A 19,772-nucleotide genomic window follows, 5' to 3' on the forward strand; every position below is an offset into this window, starting at 1 on the left:
GCCACCGCCGCTCAGCGGTTCTCTCTCTGTTCGACCTTGTTCAACTCGATGAGCAACCGGAAGACGGCCTTCACCAGGTTCGAATCGACGTCGAACCGTTCGGCGTTCTCGCCGGCGCGGTCCATGACGGCCTGCTCCTGGGCCTCGTCGGTGGTCGGCAGGCCCTTTTCGGCTTTGACCTGTGCGATGGTGTCGGCCACGTAGGTCCGCTGGGCGATCTTCTCGACGATCTCCTGGTCTATCGTCCGGATCTCCTCGCGCAGTTCCTCGAGCGACATGTCCTCGGGGTTCGTGCTCATACTGTCTGTGTTCCCTCCGTCTGTGTCGTGGTCAGTAGCGTGTGGCCGTCCCGTCGGTCCCAGTACTCCCTTACCTGCTCGAGCGCCCGCCGGTCGCCGACGGCCGTGAACGACGGCCCGGTGCCCGAGAGCGAGACGCCGTCGACCTGACTCATGGCCTCGACGAGCGGTTCCGTCTCGAAGCCGAGCGCGGCACAGAAGGCGAGCCCGTTGACCGTCATCGCCCGCTGGTAGTCGCCGTCCAGCGCCAGGTCCTCCACGAGGCGAGCCATCGGCGCGATCTTGCGGCATCGCTCGACGTCGGCGTCCGCGCTGAACGATTGCTCCGGCGGCGTCCAGACGAGCACGTCCCATTCGACCTCGTCGCGGGCCAGCAGCTCGTCGGCGTCGTTGTCGGTGACGGTGACGCCGCCGAGCATCGACGCGGAGGCGTCGTCGAACGCCCCGGTCACGGTCACGCCGGCGTCCCGGGCAGCCATGACGCCGAGGCGCGCGACGTCCTCGCGGGTCATCCGCTCTGTCGCGTCCAGCGCGTCCAGCGTCGCGAGCACCGTCGCGTTCGCCGCCGCGCTCGAGCTCTTCAGCCCCGAGGCCATCGGGACGTCGCTCTCGGTGCGGACGTGGCCGCCCGACACAGCGGGGAACCCGACCGTCTCGGGGCCGCCGTGGGAGTCGATGACGTACTCGACGCACCGTTCGATCAGGCGGGTGTCGGCGTCGGGCGCGCCGGCCACCTCGCCCGTGACGCCCTCCTCGTCCTTCGACAGCTCCACCGTCGCGGTGGTGTACTCGTCGATGGCGAACGCCGAGCCCCGGCCGGTCGCGAGCGCGTTCAGGACCGTTCCGGCGGCGGGCGCGGCTGCCTTTCCTTCCATCGCTCCCTACTCCCGCCTGGGAGTATTTACTACCTGCGGAAGCGGCCACCGCCCCGGCCACAACGCGCAGTTTTTGGGCCAGGGGCCGAATGACCGGGTATGAGCAACCGGTCCGACATCGCACCCTCGACGCTGTCCGTGGAACTGACCGAGGACGGCGTCGCCGTCGAGTATCTGGACGGCCGGACGGCGTTCTACCACGGCGTCCCGTCGAAGGTCGAAGAGAGCGTCCGAACCGCCCCGGGCAAGGACACCCACGTGCTGATAACCGACGAGACTGAGACGACGGGCATCCTCGTCTACGTCAACGACCTGCGGACACACGACGACATCATCGAGGAGAGCGGCGTGGGCCGGGTCATCCTCCAGGACGGCACGGAGGACGAGCTGTTCCCCGGCGTCACGGTCAGGGACCACCAGATGCGCGTCGAGGTGGACGTCGACTTCGAGGTCGCGGACGGGCGCGTCTTCGTCTTCGAGGAGGACGAGATGGGCGAGCGGAGCTTCGAGGTCGTCCCGGAAGGCGCCTGAACGACTGGGCCGGGCACCGCGCGGCCCTCACAGCACACCGCGCTCGCTCACTGGATGTACGACGGGTCCTCGTCGTCGCAGTTCGACTCGTGCTGGCGCGCGTCGTCCTGGTCGTCGAACATCAGCCCACAGGTCTCGCACTTGTACCAGGTCATGTCGTCTCGCTCGGTCGTGACCACCATATGACACCCTCTGACGTGCGCCCGTATATTGTTTTCCCGCGACACGAAGGGAATCCTCAAGGGCGTCCGAGCGCTACGATCCGGCATGAGCGGGTCCAGCGACGAGGGAATCGAACTGACGGTCGAGGGGGCACACAAGCGTGACGCCGGACGCGGTATCGCCCGCCTCCCCGAGTCCGCCCGGAGCCAGCTGGGCGTCCTGAGCGGGGACCCCGTCATCGTCGAGGGCGACCGGATGACCGTCGTGAAGGTCTGGCCCGCAGACGAACAGGGCGAGTTCGTCCGCATCGACGCCGATACCCGCGCGAACGCCGGCGTCAACATCGGCGAGACGGTGACCGTCAGCCAGGGGTCCGTGGTGGCGGCCACCGACATCGCCGTCCAGCCGGTCGATCCCATCCCCGGGACCGACGAGTACGAGTACACCGTCCGTGACCGCCTCGTAGACCGGATGGTCCAGGCCGACGAGCGCGTCCACGTCGAGGGACTGGGCACCTTCCTGGTCCGGCAGACGACGCCGGCCGGCTCCGTGCAGGTCACCGACGAGACGCGCGTGACGGTCCTCGACCGGGAGGGAGAGGGAACGAAGAAGCGCCAGCAGTCCTCGCCCGCGCCGTCCGGGGCCGACCGGGTGACCCCCGACGCCACAGAGACCGAGACGGGCATCAGCTACGAGGATATCGGCGGCCTCGACGAGGAACTCGACCGTATCCGCGAGATGATAGAGCTGCCGCTGTCAGAGCCCGAGCAGTTCCGACGACTGGGCATCGACCCGCCCAGCGGCGTCCTGCTGCACGGGCCGCCGGGCACCGGGAAGACGCTCATCGCCCGCGCCGTCGCCAACGAGGTCGACGCCTACTTCGACACCATCTCCGGGCCCGAAATCGTCTCGAAGTACAAGGGTGAAAGCGAGGAACGCCTCCGTGAGGCGTTCGACCGCGCGGAGGCCAACGCCCCCGCTATCCTGTTCGTCGACGAGATCGACTCCATCGCGGGCTCGCGCGACGAGGACGCGGACATGGAGAACCGCGTCGTCGCCCAGCTGCTGACGCTGATGGACGGCTTAGAGGAACGGGGCAACGTCGTCGTCATCGGGGCGACCAACCGCGTCGACGCCGTCGACCCCGCGCTCCGGCGGGGCGGCCGGTTCGACCGCGAGATCGAGATCGGCGTCCCCGACGAGGCGGGCCGGCGCGAGATTCTCGACGTCCACACGCGGGAGATGCCAATCGACGACGACGTCGACTTCGACAGCATCGCCGCCCGTACCCACGGGTTCGTCGGGGCGGACCTGGCGTCGCTGACGACGGAGGCCGCGATGGTCGCCCTCCGCCGGGACCGCGACAGTCCGTCGGTGACGAAAGCCGACTTCGACGAGGCGCTGGCGAGCGTCGAACCCAGCGCGATGCGGGAGTACGTCGCCGAATCGCCCGACACGACCTTCGAGGACGTGGGCGGTTTAGAGGCGGTCAAACAGGTCCTCACCGAGACCATCGAGTGGCCGCTGGCCTACGGCGACCTGTTTACCGCGACGAACACAGACCCGCCGAGCGGCATCCTGCTGTATGGCCCCCCTGGCACCGGCAAGACACTCCTTGCCCGCGCCGTGGCCGGCGAGAGCGACGTGAACTTCATCCACGTCGCCGGGCCGGAGATCATGGACCGCTACGTCGGCGAGAGCGAGGAGGCGGTCCGGAAACTGTTCGAACGGGCCCGCCAGACCGCGCCGAGCATCATCTTCGTCGACGAGATCGACGCCATCGCCAGCCACCGCGGGCAGGGCAACGAGGTGACCGAGCGCGTCGTCTCGCAGCTGCTGGCCGAACTCGACGGTATCACCGAGAACCCCAACCTGGTCGTGCTGGCCGCGACGAACCGCCGGGACATGATAGACGACGCGCTCCTGCGGCCCGGACGCCTCGAACAGCACGTCGAGGTTCCCAATCCCGACTCGACCGCCAGGGAGGCGATCCTCGCGGTCCACACCCGGCAGAAACCGCTCGCGCCGGACGTCTCGCTCGACGACCTCGCGGCCGAGACGGCGGGGTTCTCAGGGGCGCAACTCGAGGCCGTGGTCCGCGAGGCGTCGATGCTCGCCATCCGTGAGGCCGCCGCCGAGCTGGGGCCCGAAGCCGCGAGCGAGCGGGCCGAGGAGGTAGTCGTCACCCGCGAGCACTTCGAGCGCGCGCTCGAACGGCAACGGGAGCGGTAGTCGTCGAACCGGCGGTGGGACTCGACGGTGGCGTTGACGACCGTAGCACGCGAAAGACGGGTGGATGAGGAGAAAGGCTGTCCGGACAGCCTTTGGCGGACGAGCGACGCCGTGTGGCCGAGCAGCGAGACGGGCGTTAGGTACCGGCGTGACGTGAAAAGCGCCGTGCCGGCGGTTACGATTACAAACCCCACCCTCAAAAAACGCCCGGTGTCGGCCGTATCTACCCGCTGCTGTCTCCGGATTCGCCGTCGTCCGTGCCCGACTCGTGCGCTCCGGCCTCGTCGGCGGTCTCGTCAGCCGTTCCGTCGGCGGTCCCGTCAGCCGCCTCCTCCTCTTCCGACCCGGAAGCACGGATGGACGGCAGCGAGAGACTGCGGCCTTTGAGCAGGCGCCGGACGCCCAGGGCCGGGACCGCGAGGACCGCCAGCCACGGAAGCGCCGCCGCGGCGGTCACCATCGTGGCCCGCCCGAAGACGTAGACGTCCTCGACGGACCCGAGGAAGACGGCCACGAGCGACTGCTGGTGGTACTGCGTCTGTATCTCGCTGGCGCCGGGGGCGGGTTCCCGGAGTTCGATCCGGAGCGTCGAGAACGAGACGCGCTGTTCGAGCGAGCGGCGCTGGGCTTCCAGGCGCTCGATCTCGCCCTGGACCTCCGAGAGCTGTTCCTCGATGCGGAGCAGCTCCTCGGTGTCGTTGGCGCGACTGTAGAAGGTCCGCAGGCGGTCGCGCCGCTGGCGGAGGTTCTCGAGTCGTGCCTCGAGGTCGACCAGCTGGTCCGTGACGTCTTTCGTCTCCGTCTCCTCGGAGACGACGGTGCCTTCCTCCGCGGCGGCCTCCTGCATCGTCTCGTAGTCCTCGCTGGGGACCCGGACGACGACGTGGCCGGTGTGCCAGGTCGCGTCGCCGGTCCGGTGGAGCTGCTGGTTGGAGTCGCTGACGTACCCGCCCATGCTCCGGGCCTCGCTGGCGACGGCGGTCCGGCTCGTCGAGAAGTTCTCGACTTCGACGACCATCCGGCCGGTCTTGATGATGGCTCGCTGCTGGCGCAACTGGTCTGCCTGCGCGACGCTCCCGCCGTCGCCGCCGTCACCGCCGCCGGACTCCGCTGCCTCTGGGACCGATTGCTCTGCACCGGCGTCACCGGCGCTGGCAGCCAACTCGGCGCCGTCGCCACCGTTCGCGCTGACCGGGTTCCCCGTGCCGGCACAGCCGGCGAGCAACAGCGCCGCGGCGACGAGGAGGGCGGCCGTCGTTCGTGAGGGCATGGTGCCCTCTCCTCGCCCCGGGGATAAAGTGCTCCGGGACGCTCAAAACGCGTCTTTTGTCAAAGAGCCGCTGTACATTCACCAGTCGCTACGGGCGTCTTCCAGCGCCGGGAACTCCTCGCGGACCCGCTCGACGTGGCCGGGCTCGACGTCGGCTGTCACCAGCGCCGGTTCGTCGCTGGAGCTCGCGAGCGTCGTCCCCCACGGGTCGTAGATGGTCGACCGGCCCAGCAGTTCCGCCTCGTCGAACGTCCCGACACCGTTGGCCGCGGCGACGTACAGGAGGTTCTCGACGGCACGCGCTCGCGGGAAGAGCTTCCAGTGCTCGACCCTCGGGTAGGGCCAGGCGCTCGGTACGAGCGTCAGCGTCGCGCCCTCGTCGACGAGTCGCCGGTACAGCGCCGGGAACCGCAGGTCGTAACACGTCGTGATGCCGACGGTGAAGCCCTCGTACTCGACGGTCGGCACACGCTCGCCGGGTGCCAGCAGGTCGGACTCGGCCGACCCGTAGCCAAAGAGGTGGTGCTTGCGGTATATCGCCCGCCGCCGGCCGTCCCGATCGAAGAACACCGCCGTGTTCGCGAGCCCCTCCTCGGCCGGGACGGCCAGCCCCGCCGCCGCGCTCGACTCGAGGTCCTCGACGATGCTCCCGGCGAGGACGGCGACCCCGTGGTCCGTGGCAGCCTCGCGAATCGTCGAGAGCGTCTCGCCGTCCAGTGCCTCCGCACGGCGACCGTACAGTTCGAACGCGAAGTAGCCGACGTTGAACAGCTCGGGGAGCACGACCAGGTCCGCCCCGTCGGCGGCCGCCCGCTCGATGGCGTCGGTCGCCCGGTCGACGTTGCCCTGGACGCTGCCGGGGTCGACCGAGATCTGGGCCAGCGTGAGCCTCATGCTGTGACTTCGAGGTCAGCGCGGAGCGCGGCTTCGAGGTTCTGCATCTCCGCGTCTAAGTTCCGCTTGAAGAACCGCTCGACGCCGGGGAGGCGCCCGTCGACGACGAACCGGTTCGTCAGCGCGGTCCCGCCGTCCTCTGTCTCCTCGAGTTCGTGTTCGCCCTGGACGCGCATCACCTTCGACTTCCCGACGAACCTGACGTATTCCGGATGGCGCCGCTCGACGTCCCTCGTCTCGACACACAGCGTCCGGTTTACGACCGGAATCGGGAGTTCGAGGTACCAGTTGGCCCGCTCGTCGTCGACGACCTCGAAGTCGGTGACGACACTGATGGGGCGCGCTCGCTTCTCCGGGTCGGCGATGAACTCCCAGACGCGTTCCGGCGGTGCGGAGACGGTGATCGTGCGTTCGACCCGGACAGTCATACCTGTGAGTGGGGTCTACTCCCGCAATAATCCACCGACTAGCCAGTGGTGACTCGCCAGGTCGTCGACCGAGCGCGGCCCCACTTTTCGATTTCTACCTCGTCGGCTTCCTCGGCGAGTCGGGGGAGGCGCGCACCGACCTGTTTCGCCGAGAGGCCGATCTGTGAGGCGATGTTCTTCGCGCGGAAGTAGCTCTCGCCGCGGGAGACCCTGTCACGGAGGAACTCCAGGATACGCTGGTCTTCCTCGCTGAAGTCGGCCATACTTCGAGTTGGGCCTGAGCAAATTTAACGGTTGCTCTTGCAGCCGAGCCGGCCGCCAGCGTACGATTAGGCGTCGTAGACGTGGATGGCGACGATTGACAGCCCGGCCGCCAGCAGGCCGACGCCGAAGACGATACCGCTGGTGACCCGGACCGATGCGACCCCGTTGAGCGCGTAGGCGTAGCCGTTGGCCGCGGTCAGGACGACGGCCGCCAGCGCGACGATTCCGAAGACCAGGCCGAGACCGATTCCCATGTCGGTCCCGGGCGAGTTCGATGCCATTGCCGGTGGTACCGCGGTAGCCCACTTAGTTCATTCGGGGTCGGGGAGGCCACACAGCAGTTATCGCCGCAGCATAGCGGGGTCACGATGGCAGGGAAGCTGAAGCTACTGGTCGTCGCCGGCCTCGCTGTCGCCACACTCCTCGGGGCCGGCGTCGCGTTCGGCGTGCCGGGTGCGACGAGCGTCGAGTCGGCCGAGAACCACTTCGGGAGCGTCTCGGAGACCACCACGGCCGTCACCACGGACCTCCGGGTGTCGAACCCGAACCCCGTCCGGGTCCAGCTGGGCGGCGTCTCGGCGAACGACACGGTCGGGACGAACGGTATCAGGATGCCCTCGTGGACCAGGGGTGCCCGGCCGTAGCGCGGGCATCGAGCGCGGCCGCGGAACAGCAGGAGGGGACGGCCACGCCGACAGAACTGCGACAGACGACGACGGCCTGCTCCAGACCCCCCGCCTACTGAATTTTCGTGTGTTCGGACTGCTCGTTGAGGGCGAGGTTCGTCGCTATCTCGGCGTTCCTGACGGCGTACTCGGCGGTCTGTTGGAGGCTGACCAGCACCTCGCGGACCTGCAGGAGGTCCTGGTTGTCCATCTCCGGGAGGTCGTTGAGTATCTCGTGTTCCTTGTCGCCGATCTCGCGGTACATCTTTCGGACCTCGATGGTCGTGTCGTAGTCGCGCTCGACGGCCGACTGCACGGCGAGTTCGGTTATCTCGTTGACCTGGTCGGTGAAGTCGCGGATGCGTCGCATGGTCGAACTGTCGACGGCCAGCGAGTGGTCGGTCGCCTCCAGGGCGATCTCGGCGATGTCTTCGGCGTTGTCGGCGGTCAGTTCGAGGTTCTTCGCGATGGAGCGGTAGCCGATGAGCGGGAAGCCGTCCTCCAGGCCGACCGCGCGCGCCAGGTTGGGGTTCTGGTAGGCGGTGAAGATGAGGCGAAGCAGGAGGACGAATATCTTGTTTGCCTGGCGCTCCCGGTTGAGCGCACGCTGGGCGAGGTCGGGGTTGCCGTGGGCCAGTGCCTTGATGGCCTCGTTTCGCATCGTCGAGCCGGTCGACTCCAGGCGCTCGAGCAGGTTGTCGAGCGTGAAGTCCTCGGGGTCGACCGAACAGCGGATGGCGATGCGCTCGGGCGTCTCCTCGATGACGCCCAGTCCCATCAGCTGCGTCTCGGCGTTGTAGACGGCGTTGATGTGGGCCGAGTCGAGGGTCCCGCCCTCGGGAGCCTCGACGTGGATGACTCGGCGGCCGAGCACGTACTGGGCGACGATGGCCCGTTCGACGGCGTCGGCGTCTAAGTTCTCCGCGTAGATGATCGCCTCCGATTCCTCTGTCTGGACGGACTCGGGCATGACCGTCAGCGTGCCTTTGCCGCCCATCCGGAGCGAGACTTCGTCGCCCTTCTCGACGTCGTGTGCGCTCGCCCACTCGGCGGGGAGCGTCATCGCGAGCGTCGAGGGACCCAGTCGCTGGACCTTCCGCGTTTCCATATCCCCTTGGTTAGCGACACTCGACCTTAATCTTGACTATACACAACTTAATCTCCGGGAAGGCATACAATCATATCCATAGCGGTGACTGTCTGGGCGGACGTGGTCATCGGACCTCGACGAGTCGGCGTTCGTGGCGTCCAACCCGCACCTTCAGCCACCCCCGCAGCTCCTCGTCGAGGGTCGGATCGCCGGTGTCGACGCGCACGGTCCCGATGGTGTCGAGCTTCCGCCGTGAGGCGACCACTTCGAGGTCACACCGCCGGATGACGTCGGGCGAGAGCTGCTGGTTGCCACGGCCGAAGACGAACCCCTGGCCGCCGATGGGTGAGACGACGACGACGTTCCGGTCACCCAGGGCGGTGAGGATGTCGGACTCCGCGGCGTCTTCGACCAGGACCTCCCCGTCGCGCCAGACGTCGACGCCTAGTGTCGTCCCCTGGAACCCGAGCGCCGCCTTGATGGCGCCGACGGTGCTCCCCGGGCCGAGGACGTAGGTGACGCCCGGTTCGACGCCGTCGGCGACGCCCTCGGCCAGCGTCTCGACGGTTCCCCCGCCCAGTTGCTTGGCCGACTGGCGCTGCTCGGCAACCGGGACGGTGGCCACTGCCCTGAGTTCGGTCACCACCTCGCCGCCGCGGAAGGCGTCCTCGTCGATGTCGTTGACCTCTGCCCGCTCGGTCTCGGAGAACGTGGCGACGATGCGGCCGGCCGCCCGCGGCGAGACGCCGAACACCGACGAGTACACCTTGACGCCGGCCGGGACGCCGAGTATCGGCGTCTCGTCGTCCAGCTCCTCGAGCGTCTCGGCCACGTCGACGGCCGTCCCGTCCCCGCCGACGAACAGGACGACGTCGACGCCGGCCTCGACGAAGGCCCGGACGGCCGCCCGGGTGTCCGCGCCGGTCGTCTCCTCGGGGTCCCGCGGGTCGCCGACCACCTCGGGGTCGAACCCGGCCCCGCGGACGAGCGACGCGCCCATCGGGTCTCCGTAGGTTACCAGCGCCACCCCGTCGGCCACCTCGGCCAGCGACTCCAGAGCGGCCGCGGCCCGGTCGGGGGCCCGCGGTTCCGCACCTCGTTTGCGCGCCTCGGCTACTTTCCCGTCGGTTCCCTTCAGGCCGACGCGGCCGCCCATCCCCGCGATGGGGTTGACCACGACACCGATTTTTCGCATCTGGTCACTCTAGCGCAACCAACGGCAAAAGGGACCCGGGAACGTGCCTTTGAAGCCACCCGCCACGCAACCCTTGGTATGGTCACGTTGCTCTCGAGTCACGTCCAGCCAGGCGTCATCAACGCCGCCGGCGCAGCCATCTTGCTCGGCGGTCTGCTGGTGACGTTTCTCTGGCTCCAGTACCTCTACCGGTAGCCGGTCGGGCCCGACCAGTCACTGGGCGTCCGGTCGCTCGACGCGGTCTTCCAGCCACGCCGCCGCCTCTTCGACGACGGCCTCGTCGCCGCCCTCGAACCGGATACGGACGTTGTCGCCGGGGTAGCTCCCGACCTTCACCGGGAACCGCTCCTGGACCTCCGCGAGACGGTCGAGCAACGCACTCTCGGGTTCGGCCGCGTCGACGGTGGCGACGTACCGGCTCTCGCCGGCGAACTCGTCGGCCACCTCCTCGAACATCCGCTTCATCTCCGCGGGGACGCCCGGAAGGACGTAGCAGTTCTCGACGACACAGCCGGGGGCGACCCCCGCGTGGTTCGGCAGGACGCGCGCCCCCTCGGGGACGTCGCCGGTACCCTCGGTCAGGTCGTCGCGGGTGTAGCCACCGTTCTCCTCGAGCCACGCCAGGGCCGCCTCGCTCTCGACGACGTCCCGGCCGAACGCGGCGGCGACGCCGTCGATGGTAACGTCGTCGTGTGTCGGCCCCAGGCCACCGGTGACGATGACGGCGTCGTACTCGGCGTGGTACTCGTTGACAACCCGGGCGATGTCGGCGAGGCGGTCGGGTATCGTCGTCACTCGCTCGACGGTGACGCCGCGGGCCGCCAGCTGCTGGCCGAGCCACGCCGCGTTCGTGTTGACCGTCTCGCCAGAGAGCAGTTCGTCGCCGACCGTTACCACCGCGATACGCATACCCTCGGGTAGGGAATCGTGATACAAATACTGTGGGACACGGGCGCGCGGCCCGGGTGGCCTACCGCATCCCCGGCGGCGGACCGCGGTCCCGGGGGTCGTCGTCGTCGTAGTCATCCTCCTCGAGGTCGATGCCGGCCTCCTGTCGTCGGCGTTTGACCTCCTGTAACTGCCGGTAGTAGTACAGCACGCCGCCCGTACCGACGACGATGGCGAAGAGCGCCACCCCGCCGAAGATCAAAAGGTCGCGCTGGAGGTAGTACCGGACGCTGACTCCGCGCGTCGTCACTTCCTCCCACCGGAGTGTCTGCCGGTCGTTCTCGACGGTCTTCCCGTCGGCCCCGGGACTGACCTGCGAGAGCAGCGGGATGCCCACGCGGGCCCCCGGCGGGAGCGTGATGGCGTACGAGCCCCCGTCGACGAGCGTCGGCGTCGCGAACGTCTTGCCCAGACGGGGCGCCGTGAACGCCACCTCCCCGGTGACGTTGCCCGGGAACTGTATCTCGGTGCGCCGGCCGCCCTCCGTGGCGGTCATCGACGAGTTGGCCGCGCTGATGACCGTCCCGTTATCGTACCGGAACCGGAGCGCACGGATGGGGACCGACTGTTCGCGGCCCAGCCCGTCACGGCTGTACACCTCGAACGTCGAGTTGTTCCGCACGTCGTAGACAGCGGTGTACGACGACCGGTCGACGACCAGCGTCGCGTCCGCCGGGGTCTCCCAGTCGTAACTCGCGTTCTGGTTCAGGCGCGCCGGGTCCGACTCCTGGGGGCCAAAGAGGCCGGTACAGCCCGAGAGGGCGAGCAGTGCGACGAGACCGACGAGCGCGTAGTGACGCCGTTGCATGGCTCTTTCAGGGGACGACCGCGAGCAGTTCCGATTGCATGAACCGGCCGATGTCGGCCAGCAGGCCCGGCGCGTCGGTGTCGGGGTTGCAGACGATGCTCTGTTCGAGCAGGCCGACGCGTTCGACGGTGACGATGTCCTGTGCGTGGCCGGCGCGGTTGACCGTCGCGCGGGCCTGCGAGCGGGTGACGCTGTTGGCGTTGACCCGGCCGTTCCCCCGCGACCAGTCGTAGAGCCGGTCGACCGTCTCGTCGGCCAGGCGGGGTTCGTCACCGGCGACGAACCGTAGGGGCATGTGCTGGACGATGCCGAACCGCTTGCGGATCTGGGCCGGGGACCCCTGCCCGAGGTTCAGCCCGTCGGCGGGGATCCGGACCGACTGGCCGAACCCGACGTCGAGGACGAACCCCTCTTCGTCCCACGAGTCGAGCGTCCCGACGTACGTCTCGTCAGGCTCGTGGTCGGTGACGAGCTCGCCGAACGCCTCGCGCAGGAGGTTCCGGGCCACCGTCGCGTCCGGGCCGTCGACGGTGACGGTGGGGAAATCGTCCTCCCGGTGGCCGACGTCGAACGACACGTCGAGCTCGCCGAACTCGTTCGTGACCAGCGACCGCAGGCCGTCGAGTGCACGCTGTCGGGCATCGCCCGTCACGTACACCTTCGTCCCGAGGACGACCATCAGGCTTCCACGCTGTCGACGTTCAGTTCGTCCCGCAGTTCCTCGATTCGGCCTTCCATCGCGGTCACGAGGCGGGTGTTCTCCATCGCTTCGACCTGGTTGCCACACTCCGGGCACTGGAAGCCAAACTCCATCGCCTCGCCGAACTCGAAGCGGATGCCACAGTGCTCACAGAGGTAGAACTCGTTGTCCCGCTCGTACTGGCGCCGCTCCTCTAAGCCCTCCAGCAGGCGGTGCATCTCCTCTTCGAGCTGTTCTGGGATCTTGTCGTACTCGAAGGTCCAGAGGTACGTGAGCCACCCGGAGTCCTCGTCGCGGAGGCGGCGATAGGTCGCCAGGTCGTTCTCGTAGAGGATAAAGAGGGCTCGCCTGACGTCGTTGAGTTCGAGTCCGAGCTCCTCGGCCAGTTCCTCGTCGGTCACTTCGCCGTCCGGCGGCGCGGCGGCGACCGGCATCCCCTTCGGTCCGACCAGTTCGTGGAGGTATTTCTGTATCACGGGGTCCTCCAGAAGGTCCTCGAAAGCCATTACCCGTGTTTCCGGCGGTCACGTGGTTAAATCCATCGGGTTGGGGGCTGGTAGATGGCCGCTAGAGGGCCCGAGTACCCGCCCGTCGTCCGGCCCGTGCGGTGGGGTCAGCCCCCCCACGGACCGACGCCGAAGGCCCGTCCGACCGCCCAGCCGACGGCGAACGGCGTCAGTACCGCGAGACAGGCCAGCCCGACCCAGCGTGCCGGCGGCGGCCGGGTGACGAGGTAGATGAGATACAGGGTGCCGACCACCGGAAGGACCCGCGAGGTCAGCCCCGTGATGCCGTCGAGCACGGTCAGTCACCGCGACGGGCGTCGCTCACGACCCCTCGTCGGCCGCGTCGTCGGGGTCGACCACGCGCTTGCCGGTCGCCTTCGGGACGACCACGCGGTCGGGGTCCTCCCACTCGCGGTCGAGTTCGGTCCCCTCGTAGAGGCGGTCGAGGAAGACAGCCAGCGAAGCAACCTCGGAGTGGGGCTGGTTGGTGACGCCGACGTTCCAGTCGGCCCGTTCGTACACCTCGAAGGGGACCTTCTCGGCCCCGACGACGACCAGGAGGGGGCCGTCGTCGTGGGCCGCCCTGACGTCGGCTTCGACCTCCTGAATCGGTTCGCCGTACATCGTCAGGTGGACCACCGCCCCCTCGAAGTCGCGGATGTAACGCCTGGGCTCGTCGGTCGTCTCCACGCCGAACGGGCCGCCGAACCGGTCGGTGATGTCCACGATGGTGTCGGTCCGGGAGCCGGCCGCCCCGGCCATCACGACCCGGTCGGCGCCCAGCGCGCGCGCCGTGAGGCCGACGTGGGTGGTCATCCGCTCGTCGCGGCCCGGCCGGTGGCCCAGTCGGAGCACCGTCACCGACTCGTGGCCCTTCATGTACCTCTCGCGGCCTCGACGGCCTCGCGAATCGGTTCGAAGGCGACCCTGCTCCACTCGACGGGGTCGCCGTCGACGAAGACGGTCGGGGTCCCCTCCACGCCGCGGTCGATGCCGGCCTGCCTGTCGGCGGCGACGGTCGGCCGGTACCGCTCCTCGTCTGCGGCCCGTCGTACCGTCTCGCCGTCGGCGTCTATCCCCTCGGTCAACTCGGCGTAGACGCTCGGACCGAGGCTGGCCTGGTTCTCGAACAGGCGCTTGCTGTAGGTGAAAAACGCCGCGTCGCCGGCCTCGTCTTGCACGGCGCGAGCGGCGCTGGCGGCCTGCCAGGACACCGCCTCGTCGACCGGGATGGGGAAGTCGTGGAACTCGTATCGCACGCTCCCGTCCTCGAGGAACGCCGCCTCGACCTGCGGGTACACCTCGACGGAGTAGGTCTTGCAATGGGGGCAGGCGTAGTCTTCGTAGACTGCGACGGTGACGTCGGCGTCCGGGTCGCCCGCGACGGGGGTGGGAAGCGTCTCGCCGGTGGGCGTCGGGGCCGGCGACTCAGCCGTGTCGCTCGAACCGGTGAGACACCCGGCCGTCGCGCCGGCGAGGGCAACGCCCGCGGCGAGCACGTCGCGACGCGTCGAGTTTGTCATACCCGTCACTCGCCCCGGGAGATATAAAACGGCGTTGTCATCGCCGGACCGCAACGCTATTTTACTCGCCTGCACCTGTTGAACCATGCGCAGTTCTTCACGGCGCGTCGTCGTCACCGGCGGTGCAGGGTTCATCGGGTCCCATCTCGTCGACCGGCTGGTCGGCGACCACGACGTCGTCGTCGCCGACGACGGGTCCAACGGACGGGCCGAGTGGGTACACGACGAGGCGACGTTCGTCGACGGGGACCTCACAGACCCCGCCGTCGTCGCCGAGGCCATCACGCAGGAGGTGGACCTGGTCGTCCACCTCGCCGCCTCGAAACTCGTCGACACGGACGCTCCCCGCAGGCAGTTCGAGGACAACAGCACCATCACGTACAACGTCCTGGAACGGATGGACGAGGTGGGCGTCGACGAGATCGTGTTTACGTCGTCGTCGACTGTATACGGCGAGGCGCCGCGGCCCACGCCCGAGGACTACGCGCCCCTGGAACCGATCAGCGTCTACGGCGCGACCAAGCTCGCCGAGGAGTCGCTCGTCTCTACGTACGCCCACAGCCACGGCATGCAGTCGTGGGTGTTCCGATTTGCGAACATCGTCGGGCCGCGCCTGCGCGGAGCCGTCATCCCGGACTTCATCGAGAAGCTGCGCGAGGACCCCGACTCGCTGACCATCCTCGGCGACGGTCGCCAGGAGAAGTCCTACATGCACGTCGACGAGTGCATCGACGCGGTGCTGTACGCCGTCGAGCACGCCGACGACGACCACAACGTCTTCAACCTCGGGACGCGGACGACGACGTCCGTCGACCGCATCGTGACCATCGTCGCCGAGGAGATGGGTCTCGACCCAGTTCGGGAGTACACCGGCGGTGACCGCGGCTGGACGGGTGACGTCCCGCGGATGCGCCTCTCCGTCGAGAAGCTGTCGGCGCTCGGGTGGGAACCCCGGCAGTCCAGCGACGACGCGGTCCGCCAGTCCACCCGGGAACTGCTCGAGGAGACCTAGGCCGGGTAGGTCCCGGTCAGCTCCCCTTTCGCCAGCGTGTGCCCGCTGGCGGCGTCGTAGACGTCGTCCTTGCTTGCGCCCGCGGGAAGGTCCAGCGTCGTATCCAGCGCGTAGACGATGAAGCGGTAGGTGTGTTCCCGGTCCGGGGGGTTCGGCCCGCCCCATCCCACCTCGCCGTAGTCGTTCTGCCCCTCGACCGCCTCGTCGGGCGACCAGTCCTCCGGCACGTGAGTCCGCTCGGCCGGGACGTTCCAGACCACCCAGTGGTCCCACACCTTGCCGGCCGGTTCCTTCGCGTCCGGGTCGTCGACGATGATGACCAGCGAGACCGCCTCCCCGGGGACGCCCCCGACGTCCAGCGGCGGGTTCGTGTTCTCTGCGGTGTATCCGTACTTCTCGGGGATGCGTTCCCCGTCGTCGAACGCGGGGCTCGTCAGTCGCAGGTCGTCCATGTACGAACAGATGACAGCCGGCTGTAAAAACCTGGCCCGGTACGCATTTGGGCGGCCACCGCCAACCCGCGTCCGTGCAGGTCGCAGGGTACCGGTCACGGGTCGAGTCGCCAGCCGCCCTCCGCATCGCCGCGGACGGCGCCGTCCGCACCGAGCCACTGGCTCCGGGCACCGACCTCGCCTACACGCTCGGCGAGCGACACTGCGCGGGGACGACAGACGGCGACGTCCACATCGCGTGTGCGAACGACCCCGCCCCGTACTGCCCGGACCACACGGACCGCTGGCCCTGTGCACGGTGTACCGGCAACTGCACCAAACCCATCGACGCCTGCGACCAGGAACACGCGATCTACCTCGCCGCGTTCGCCCCCGACACCGTCAAGGTCGGTGTCACACGCTCGTGGCGACTCGAACGCCGGTTGCGCGAGCAGGGCGCCGACCGCGCGGCCCACCTGCGGACGGTCACGGACGGCCGCATCGCCCGGCAGATCGAGGCCGACATCGCCGCCGATCTGGGAGACCGGGTCCGCGTCCCGACGAAGGTGGCCGGGTTCGCCGAGACCGTCGACGAGGCGTTCTGGGGCGCGTTGCTGGCGGAGTACGACCCGCTGGAGACGTTCGCGTTCGACTACGGCCTCGACCTCTCGGAGCGCCCGCTCGCGGAGACGCTGGCGACGGGGACAGTCAGGGGGACGAAAGGGCGGGTCGCCGTCCTCGACAACGGCGGGAGCACGTACGCCGTCGACCTGCGCGACCTCGTCGGCTACGAACTCACCGACAGCGGGACCGACCGCGACCTGCAGTCGAGTCTCGGTGCCTTCGGGTAGGTCGCTCAAAACCGCGCCGGTGTCTACACAAGACCCTTTATACAGGCGTCTGGAGTCCGTCGTGTGAGACGAGAAGTCACACTCGCCCTGGCCATGGTCCTCCTCGCGCTGGCGATGGTCGTCGGCGCGACGGCGGTCCCCGACGTCCTCACCGAACCCGACGAGGACATCCGGCCGAGCCACCTCGATCTGCGCGAGACGACGGTCAACGCCACCGACGTCGGCGGCGAGTCGGTCACGCTGGTGCTCGACTCGCGCATCGCCCACCGGGGTGGCACGGCGCGGAACGTCACTGTCGAGACGCGGGTCGTCGACGCGGAGACCGGGCTGGTCACGACGACGCGCCGCCAGTCCCTGGGCAACGTCACGGGTGAACGGGAGGTATCGGTCGAGACCGAACTCACCGTCGAACGCGAGGGCGGCTACCGAATCGAGACCCTCGTCTTCGCCGACGGCGAACGCCGTACCACCAGCCGGACCGAGGTACGAAACGTCGACGCGCTCACGCCCGCGTACGCACGTAGCAGCGTCTCTTTCCACCGCTTCGAGGGTAGCGCCGCCGGGCTCCGTCCCATCGCCTACCGCATCCAGTCGGTCGCGGACAACCGGACCACGCTGAACGTCTCCGTGTACTTCACCAACCGCGGCGACGAGCCGGCCGGCGACCTGACGCTGCGGCTGCGTGCCCGCCAGGCCGACTCGAACGTCGTCGCCGACGAGACCCGGCTCCGGGTCGGCCAGATTCGGCCCGGACGGACCGAGACCGTCACCGCGGAGCTCACCGTCCCGGACGGCTACAACTACTGGCTCGACGGCATCCTCCTGTCCGACGGCGTCATCGTCGCCACCGAGAGCGCCCCGGCGAACCTCGACCCACAGGAGACGCTGGCGGTCAACGAGACCCGCCGCGACGTGGGCTTCCAGTCCGGCGACTTCGCCGAGGAACCCGAGCGCGAGCGGGCCACCGAGGCTCCGGCCAGGGAATCGACCGTCGGCGGGAGCGGCCCCGGGTTCACCGCCGTCGCGGCGCTGACGGCGCTGCTCGCCGGCACCATCGCACTCGCACGGAGGCGACTATGACAGACACTGCTAGTTCGACCACCCCGACAGACGCCGACGAACAGTCCGACTCGCAAACCGAGTCCAGCGACGATGCCGAGGGCCGGTCCATCCGCACCTACGCGACGTGGGCGGCCTTCGCCATCCTGGTCCTGGTCGCGCTCGTGGCGACGTTCCAGTTCTACTTCGCCGCCTCCGCGGCCATCACCGAGTTCGTCACGCGGCGCTACCGGCCGCTGTTCCGGGCCGGGTTCAACCTGGTCATCGTGCTGGCCTGCGGCCTGGGTATCTCCCTGCTCGTTCGCCGACTCGCCTGAGGACGACAACCCTTTTCTGCGGCCCTACCGAATCCGCGTCCATGGCAGACGACGAGACAGAGAGCGGCGAGGAAGCGGGCGAAGAGACAGCGAGCGACGACGGCGAGGAGAAGTCCTTCCGCGAGCGCGTCGAGGAAATCCGCCAGCAGCGCGCCGAGGAGCGCGAGGGCGGCGAGGAGGGCGAGATGAGCCGTGAGGAGCGCATGGAGGAGATGATGGGCGGTGGCGGCGGCCCCGGCGGCATGGGCGGCAACCCCTTCGCCCAGATGATGGGCGGCATGATGGGCGGTGGCGGCCCTGGCGGCCCCGGCGGCATGGGCGGCCAGCCCGGCCCGAGTCGCGAACAGGAGAGCGGCGGCGACAACGAGGAACTGACGCGGGAGATCCGCAAACTCCGCGACGAGGTCCACGATGTCCGGCGGTCGCTCGACCGCATCGCTGACGCGCTCGAAGACTGAGGTTCTCGCGGCGCTTCTGAGCGGTTCGAGTGATGCGTCCGGCCGGAGCACGCCGTGACGGGCTCCCGGTGGCGAGTACCGGCGAGAAACAGCGCCGCGTCGTCCGACCCGGGGCTCAGCCCTCGTAGGCCAGGTTCATGATCCACTGCGAGAAGGTGTCGTCGTGGGGGTCGACCTCCTCGTCGCCGATGAACGGCGAGAGCTGGTCCCCGGCCATCAGCAGGGAGAAGTCGAGGTCCCTGGCCGCGGGGGTGAGATAGTAGGTGTTGTGGCCGTCGTAGACCGTCTCCTCGCGCTGGATGAGGTCCTTATCGAAGAGCGACTCGACGATGCGACTCCCCTTGCGCGAGGAGACGTCAAGCTCCTTCCAGAAGTCGCTCTGGTGGATGCCGCCCGACTCGCGGATGAGTTCCAGTCCTGCTCGTTCGTCTTCAGAGAGATCCGCCTCCGACGCTGCCGAGCTCATGTATGGTACACTGACGGTCGGCCGGTTAAATGTGACTTTCGACCGGGCGGTACTCGGTCTCGCAGGGCGGGCCATCCGCGAACCGGTACGTGTGGCGCGCGCCGAGCGTGATGAGCGACGACGAGCGGGTCCCGAAGCCGTCACCGTGGACACAGACGCCGAAGTCGTGGTCGCCTATCGCCGCGGCCGCCCGGTCGAGCCACGCGTCGCCGTCCTCGCCGGGCTGGACCTGGAGGTGGTCTCTGAGCCGGTCGGCGTTGACCGCCTGCCGCTCGCCCACGTCCGGACGGTGGCCTGGGATGCGGTAGTCCCCGTCGGCGCCGACGTTGACGACGACGTGGACGCCGGGGTCGAGGTTCCTGACGGCGAGCTGGCCGTCCCACTCGAAGAGGACCGGCGCGTTCTCGTCGGCGAGCAGGAGGTTGAATCCGTCGTACTCCGCCTCCCTGGTCGCCTGCTCGACTGCGCGAGCGGCGGACTCGGCGCTCTCGTGACTCAGCGCGTCCCGGACGAGCAGTCCCCGCGACCGCTCGGCGGCCAGGTCGGCGTCGACCCACCGGTTCGTCACCGCCGCGAGGAGGCCGTGTTCGTTGTAGCCGACCCAGGTCCCCTCGGCTTCCTCGTCGCTCGGTGCGACGACGCGGGCGCCCCACTGGCGTTCACTGGGCGGTTGCGAGGGCCGGTCGAGTCGTTCGTCGCGGTTCGCGCCGAAGGCGACGGGCGTCTCGGGGAACTCCTGCCACGCGAGGACGATGGTACACACGGCCGTTCGGTAGGGGCCGACGGTA

At 68.8% G+C, this 19,772-nt stretch carries 28 protein-coding genes; 8 read left to right on the forward strand and 20 right to left on the reverse strand.

Annotation, left to right across the window (positions count from 1 at the left end; translation table 11 throughout):
- Positions 1-11 precede the first annotated feature (11 nt).
- On the reverse strand, positions 12-299 hold the full coding sequence (locus tag P1K88_RS09550; protein WP_276409949.1) for a chorismate mutase: 288 nt from the start codon (positions 297-299) through the stop codon (positions 12-14).
- A complete protein-coding gene (locus P1K88_RS09555; RefSeq protein WP_276409950.1) occupies positions 296-1,174 on the reverse strand; it encodes a shikimate kinase in 879 nt (292 codons plus the stop codon). The genes P1K88_RS09550 and P1K88_RS09555 overlap by 4 nt, the downstream gene beginning before the upstream one ends.
- A gap of 99 nt (positions 1,175-1,273) precedes the next feature.
- Between P1K88_RS09555 and P1K88_RS09560 the strand changes: the two genes are divergently transcribed.
- Complete coding sequence (locus P1K88_RS09560) at positions 1,274-1,705, forward strand: DUF5796 family protein (RefSeq protein ID WP_276409951.1); 432 nt, start codon at positions 1,274-1,276, stop codon at positions 1,703-1,705.
- Positions 1,706-1,752: 47 nt separating this feature from the next.
- On the opposite strand, the gene P1K88_RS09565 is transcribed toward P1K88_RS09560, so the two are convergent.
- A complete protein-coding gene (locus P1K88_RS09565; RefSeq protein WP_276277162.1) occupies positions 1,753-1,887 on the reverse strand; it encodes a DUF7128 family protein in 135 nt (44 codons plus the stop codon).
- Between the two features lie 85 nt (positions 1,888-1,972).
- On the opposite strand from P1K88_RS09565, the gene P1K88_RS09570 reads away from it, so the two are divergent.
- Entirely contained in the window at positions 1,973-4,099 is a 2,127-nt protein-coding gene (locus tag P1K88_RS09570) for a CDC48 family AAA ATPase (RefSeq protein ID WP_276409952.1), read from the forward strand.
- 223 nt (positions 4,100-4,322) lie between these two features.
- Here the strand turns inward: P1K88_RS09570 and P1K88_RS09575 are convergent, their stop codons facing one another.
- The 5 genes from P1K88_RS09575 to P1K88_RS09595 all read right to left on the reverse strand — a co-directional run bounded on the left by P1K88_RS09575 (position 4,323) and on the right by P1K88_RS09595 (position 7,236).
- Positions 4,323-5,369 carry a DUF4349 domain-containing protein gene (locus tag P1K88_RS09575; RefSeq protein ID WP_276409953.1) on the reverse strand — a complete coding sequence of 349 codons (1,047 nt, stop codon included), beginning with the start codon at positions 5,367-5,369 and terminating at the stop codon, positions 4,323-4,325.
- Between the two features lie 78 nt (positions 5,370-5,447).
- A complete protein-coding gene (locus tag P1K88_RS09580; protein WP_276409954.1) occupies positions 5,448-6,263 on the reverse strand; it encodes a carbon-nitrogen family hydrolase in 816 nt (271 codons plus the stop codon).
- On the reverse strand, positions 6,260-6,691 hold the full coding sequence (locus P1K88_RS09585; RefSeq protein WP_276409955.1) for an SRPBCC family protein: 432 nt from the start codon (positions 6,689-6,691) through the stop codon (positions 6,260-6,262). Before P1K88_RS09585 ends, P1K88_RS09580 begins: the two co-directional genes overlap by 4 nt.
- Positions 6,692-6,729: 38 nt before the next feature.
- Positions 6,730-6,954, reverse strand: coding sequence for a DUF7123 family protein (locus P1K88_RS09590; protein WP_276409956.1), 225 nt, complete (start codon positions 6,952-6,954; stop codon positions 6,730-6,732).
- A gap of 66 nt (positions 6,955-7,020) precedes the next feature.
- Positions 7,021-7,236 (reverse strand): DUF7525 family protein, encoded by a 216-nt coding sequence (locus P1K88_RS09595; protein WP_276409957.1) that lies wholly within the window; start codon positions 7,234-7,236, stop codon positions 7,021-7,023.
- An 87-nt stretch (positions 7,237-7,323) separates the two neighbouring features.
- On the opposite strand from P1K88_RS09595, the gene P1K88_RS09600 reads away from it, so the two are divergent.
- Complete coding sequence (locus P1K88_RS09600) at positions 7,324-7,599, forward strand: hypothetical protein (protein WP_276409958.1); 276 nt, start codon at positions 7,324-7,326, stop codon at positions 7,597-7,599.
- 94 nt (positions 7,600-7,693) lie between these two features.
- Here the strand turns inward: P1K88_RS09600 and P1K88_RS09605 are convergent, their stop codons facing one another.
- From P1K88_RS09605 to P1K88_RS09645, 9 genes are all read right to left on the reverse strand, one after another.
- Positions 7,694-8,728, reverse strand: coding sequence for a phosphate uptake regulator PhoU (locus P1K88_RS09605; RefSeq protein ID WP_276409959.1), 1,035 nt, complete (start codon positions 8,726-8,728; stop codon positions 7,694-7,696).
- A gap of 106 nt (positions 8,729-8,834) precedes the next feature.
- Complete coding sequence (locus tag P1K88_RS09610; RefSeq protein WP_276409960.1) at positions 8,835-9,905, reverse strand: ATP-NAD kinase family protein; 1,071 nt, start codon at positions 9,903-9,905, stop codon at positions 8,835-8,837.
- 213 nt (positions 9,906-10,118) lie between these two features.
- Entirely contained in the window at positions 10,119-10,814 is a 696-nt protein-coding gene (locus P1K88_RS09615; protein ID WP_276409961.1) for a competence/damage-inducible protein A, read from the reverse strand.
- A 61-nt stretch (positions 10,815-10,875) separates the two neighbouring features.
- Positions 10,876-11,661: a DUF5803 family protein gene (locus tag P1K88_RS09620; RefSeq protein ID WP_276409962.1), complete on the reverse strand. Its 786-nt coding sequence runs from the start codon at positions 11,659-11,661 to the stop codon at positions 10,876-10,878.
- A gap of 7 nt (positions 11,662-11,668) precedes the next feature.
- Positions 11,669-12,340: a DUF2110 family protein gene (locus tag P1K88_RS09625; RefSeq protein WP_276409963.1), complete on the reverse strand. Its 672-nt coding sequence runs from the start codon at positions 12,338-12,340 to the stop codon at positions 11,669-11,671.
- Positions 12,340-12,867 (reverse strand): transcription factor E, encoded by a 528-nt coding sequence (gene tfe / locus P1K88_RS09630; protein ID WP_276409964.1) that lies wholly within the window; start codon positions 12,865-12,867, stop codon positions 12,340-12,342. The genes P1K88_RS09625 and tfe overlap by 1 nt, the downstream gene beginning before the upstream one ends.
- A gap of 107 nt (positions 12,868-12,974) precedes the next feature.
- Positions 12,975-13,163 carry a hypothetical protein gene (locus P1K88_RS09635; protein ID WP_276409965.1) on the reverse strand — a complete coding sequence of 63 codons (189 nt, stop codon included), beginning with the start codon at positions 13,161-13,163 and terminating at the stop codon, positions 12,975-12,977.
- Between the two features lie 25 nt (positions 13,164-13,188).
- Positions 13,189-13,746 carry a tRNA (cytidine(56)-2'-O)-methyltransferase gene (locus tag P1K88_RS09640; protein WP_276409966.1) on the reverse strand — a complete coding sequence of 186 codons (558 nt, stop codon included), beginning with the start codon at positions 13,744-13,746 and terminating at the stop codon, positions 13,189-13,191.
- Entirely contained in the window at positions 13,743-14,390 is a 648-nt protein-coding gene (locus tag P1K88_RS09645; RefSeq protein WP_276409967.1) for a DsbA family protein, read from the reverse strand. Before P1K88_RS09645 ends, P1K88_RS09640 begins: the two co-directional genes overlap by 4 nt.
- A gap of 85 nt (positions 14,391-14,475) precedes the next feature.
- Here P1K88_RS09645 and P1K88_RS09650 point away from each other — a divergent pair, with 85 nt between their 5' ends.
- Entirely contained in the window at positions 14,476-15,402 is a 927-nt protein-coding gene (locus P1K88_RS09650) for an NAD-dependent epimerase/dehydratase family protein (RefSeq protein ID WP_276409968.1), read from the forward strand.
- On the opposite strand, the gene P1K88_RS09655 is transcribed toward P1K88_RS09650, so the two are convergent.
- Positions 15,399-15,854 carry a YbhB/YbcL family Raf kinase inhibitor-like protein gene (locus P1K88_RS09655; protein ID WP_276409969.1) on the reverse strand — a complete coding sequence of 152 codons (456 nt, stop codon included), beginning with the start codon at positions 15,852-15,854 and terminating at the stop codon, positions 15,399-15,401. The two genes, P1K88_RS09650 and P1K88_RS09655, sit on opposite strands and share 4 nt — an antisense overlap.
- 74 nt (positions 15,855-15,928) lie before the next feature.
- Here P1K88_RS09655 and P1K88_RS09660 point away from each other — a divergent pair, with 74 nt between their 5' ends.
- From P1K88_RS09660 to P1K88_RS09675, 4 genes are all read left to right on the forward strand, one after another.
- Positions 15,929-16,684, forward strand: a complete 756-nt coding sequence (locus P1K88_RS09660; protein ID WP_276409970.1) for a DUF2797 domain-containing protein — start codon at positions 15,929-15,931, stop codon at positions 16,682-16,684.
- Positions 16,685-16,747: 63 nt separating this feature from the next.
- A complete protein-coding gene (locus P1K88_RS09665; protein WP_276409971.1) occupies positions 16,748-17,764 on the forward strand; it encodes a DUF7490 domain-containing protein in 1,017 nt (338 codons plus the stop codon).
- The gene (locus tag P1K88_RS09670; protein ID WP_276409972.1) at positions 17,761-18,060 is read left to right on the forward strand and encodes a DUF8060 family membrane protein; all 300 of its coding nucleotides are present in this window, start codon (positions 17,761-17,763) and stop codon (positions 18,058-18,060) included. The genes P1K88_RS09665 and P1K88_RS09670 overlap by 4 nt, the downstream gene beginning before the upstream one ends.
- A gap of 41 nt (positions 18,061-18,101) precedes the next feature.
- Positions 18,102-18,518, forward strand: coding sequence for a hypothetical protein (locus tag P1K88_RS09675; RefSeq protein ID WP_276409973.1), 417 nt, complete (start codon positions 18,102-18,104; stop codon positions 18,516-18,518).
- 115 nt (positions 18,519-18,633) lie between these two features.
- On the opposite strand, the gene P1K88_RS09680 is transcribed toward P1K88_RS09675, so the two are convergent.
- Both P1K88_RS09680 and P1K88_RS09685 read right to left on the reverse strand, forming a co-directional pair.
- Positions 18,634-18,984 (reverse strand): helix-turn-helix transcriptional regulator, encoded by a 351-nt coding sequence (locus P1K88_RS09680; protein ID WP_276277209.1) that lies wholly within the window; start codon positions 18,982-18,984, stop codon positions 18,634-18,636.
- A gap of 25 nt (positions 18,985-19,009) precedes the next feature.
- A complete protein-coding gene (locus P1K88_RS09685; protein WP_276409974.1) occupies positions 19,010-19,747 on the reverse strand; it encodes an NRDE family protein in 738 nt (245 codons plus the stop codon).
- Positions 19,748-19,772 lie beyond the last annotated feature (25 nt).

The sequence above is a fragment of the Haloarcula halobia genome (assembly GCF_029338255.1).
Classification (GTDB): Archaea; Halobacteriota; Halobacteria; order Halobacteriales; family Haloarculaceae; genus Haloarcula; species Haloarcula halobia.

Bases quoted from the DNA above. Each gene is read 5' to 3' on its own strand.
- P1K88_RS09675 (WP_276409973.1), top strand. From the start codon at position 18,102: ATGGCAGACGACGAGACAGAGAGCGGCGAGGAAGCGGGCGAAGAGACA.
- P1K88_RS09575 (WP_276409953.1), bottom strand. From the start codon at position 5,369: ATGCCCTCACGAACGACGGCCGCCCTCCTCGTCGCCGCGGCGCTGTTG.
- tfe (WP_276409964.1), bottom strand. From the start codon at position 12,867: ATGGCTTTCGAGGACCTTCTGGAGGACCCCGTGATACAGAAATACCTC.
- P1K88_RS09550 (WP_276409949.1), bottom strand. From the start codon at position 299: ATGAGCACGAACCCCGAGGACATGTCGCTCGAGGAACTGCGCGAGGAG.
- P1K88_RS09565 (WP_276277162.1), bottom strand. From the start codon at position 1,887: ATGGTGGTCACGACCGAGCGAGACGACATGACCTGGTACAAGTGCGAG.
- P1K88_RS09570 (WP_276409952.1), top strand. From the start codon at position 1,973: ATGAGCGGGTCCAGCGACGAGGGAATCGAACTGACGGTCGAGGGGGCA.
- P1K88_RS09620 (WP_276409962.1), bottom strand. From the start codon at position 11,661: ATGCAACGGCGTCACTACGCGCTCGTCGGTCTCGTCGCACTGCTCGCC.
- P1K88_RS09590 (WP_276409956.1), bottom strand. From the start codon at position 6,954: ATGGCCGACTTCAGCGAGGAAGACCAGCGTATCCTGGAGTTCCTCCGT.
- P1K88_RS09555 (WP_276409950.1), bottom strand. From the start codon at position 1,174: ATGGAAGGAAAGGCAGCCGCGCCCGCCGCCGGAACGGTCCTGAACGCG.
- P1K88_RS09580 (WP_276409954.1), bottom strand. From the start codon at position 6,263: ATGAGGCTCACGCTGGCCCAGATCTCGGTCGACCCCGGCAGCGTCCAG.
- P1K88_RS09610 (WP_276409960.1), bottom strand. From the start codon at position 9,905: ATGCGAAAAATCGGTGTCGTGGTCAACCCCATCGCGGGGATGGGCGGC.
- P1K88_RS09600 (WP_276409958.1), top strand. From the start codon at position 7,324: ATGGCAGGGAAGCTGAAGCTACTGGTCGTCGCCGGCCTCGCTGTCGCC.
- P1K88_RS09655 (WP_276409969.1), bottom strand. From the start codon at position 15,854: ATGGACGACCTGCGACTGACGAGCCCCGCGTTCGACGACGGGGAACGC.
- P1K88_RS09670 (WP_276409972.1), top strand. From the start codon at position 17,761: ATGACAGACACTGCTAGTTCGACCACCCCGACAGACGCCGACGAACAG.
- P1K88_RS09595 (WP_276409957.1), bottom strand. From the start codon at position 7,236: ATGGCATCGAACTCGCCCGGGACCGACATGGGAATCGGTCTCGGCCTG.
- P1K88_RS09605 (WP_276409959.1), bottom strand. From the start codon at position 8,728: ATGGAAACGCGGAAGGTCCAGCGACTGGGTCCCTCGACGCTCGCGATG.
- P1K88_RS09645 (WP_276409967.1), bottom strand. From the start codon at position 14,390: ATGACAAACTCGACGCGTCGCGACGTGCTCGCCGCGGGCGTTGCCCTC.
- P1K88_RS09625 (WP_276409963.1), bottom strand. From the start codon at position 12,340: ATGGTCGTCCTCGGGACGAAGGTGTACGTGACGGGCGATGCCCGACAG.
- P1K88_RS09680 (WP_276277209.1), bottom strand. From the start codon at position 18,984: ATGAGCTCGGCAGCGTCGGAGGCGGATCTCTCTGAAGACGAACGAGCA.
- P1K88_RS09585 (WP_276409955.1), bottom strand. From the start codon at position 6,691: ATGACTGTCCGGGTCGAACGCACGATCACCGTCTCCGCACCGCCGGAA.
- P1K88_RS09640 (WP_276409966.1), bottom strand. From the start codon at position 13,746: ATGAAGGGCCACGAGTCGGTGACGGTGCTCCGACTGGGCCACCGGCCG.
- P1K88_RS09615 (WP_276409961.1), bottom strand. From the start codon at position 10,814: ATGCGTATCGCGGTGGTAACGGTCGGCGACGAACTGCTCTCTGGCGAG.
- P1K88_RS09650 (WP_276409968.1), top strand. From the start codon at position 14,476: ATGCGCAGTTCTTCACGGCGCGTCGTCGTCACCGGCGGTGCAGGGTTC.
- P1K88_RS09560 (WP_276409951.1), top strand. From the start codon at position 1,274: ATGAGCAACCGGTCCGACATCGCACCCTCGACGCTGTCCGTGGAACTG.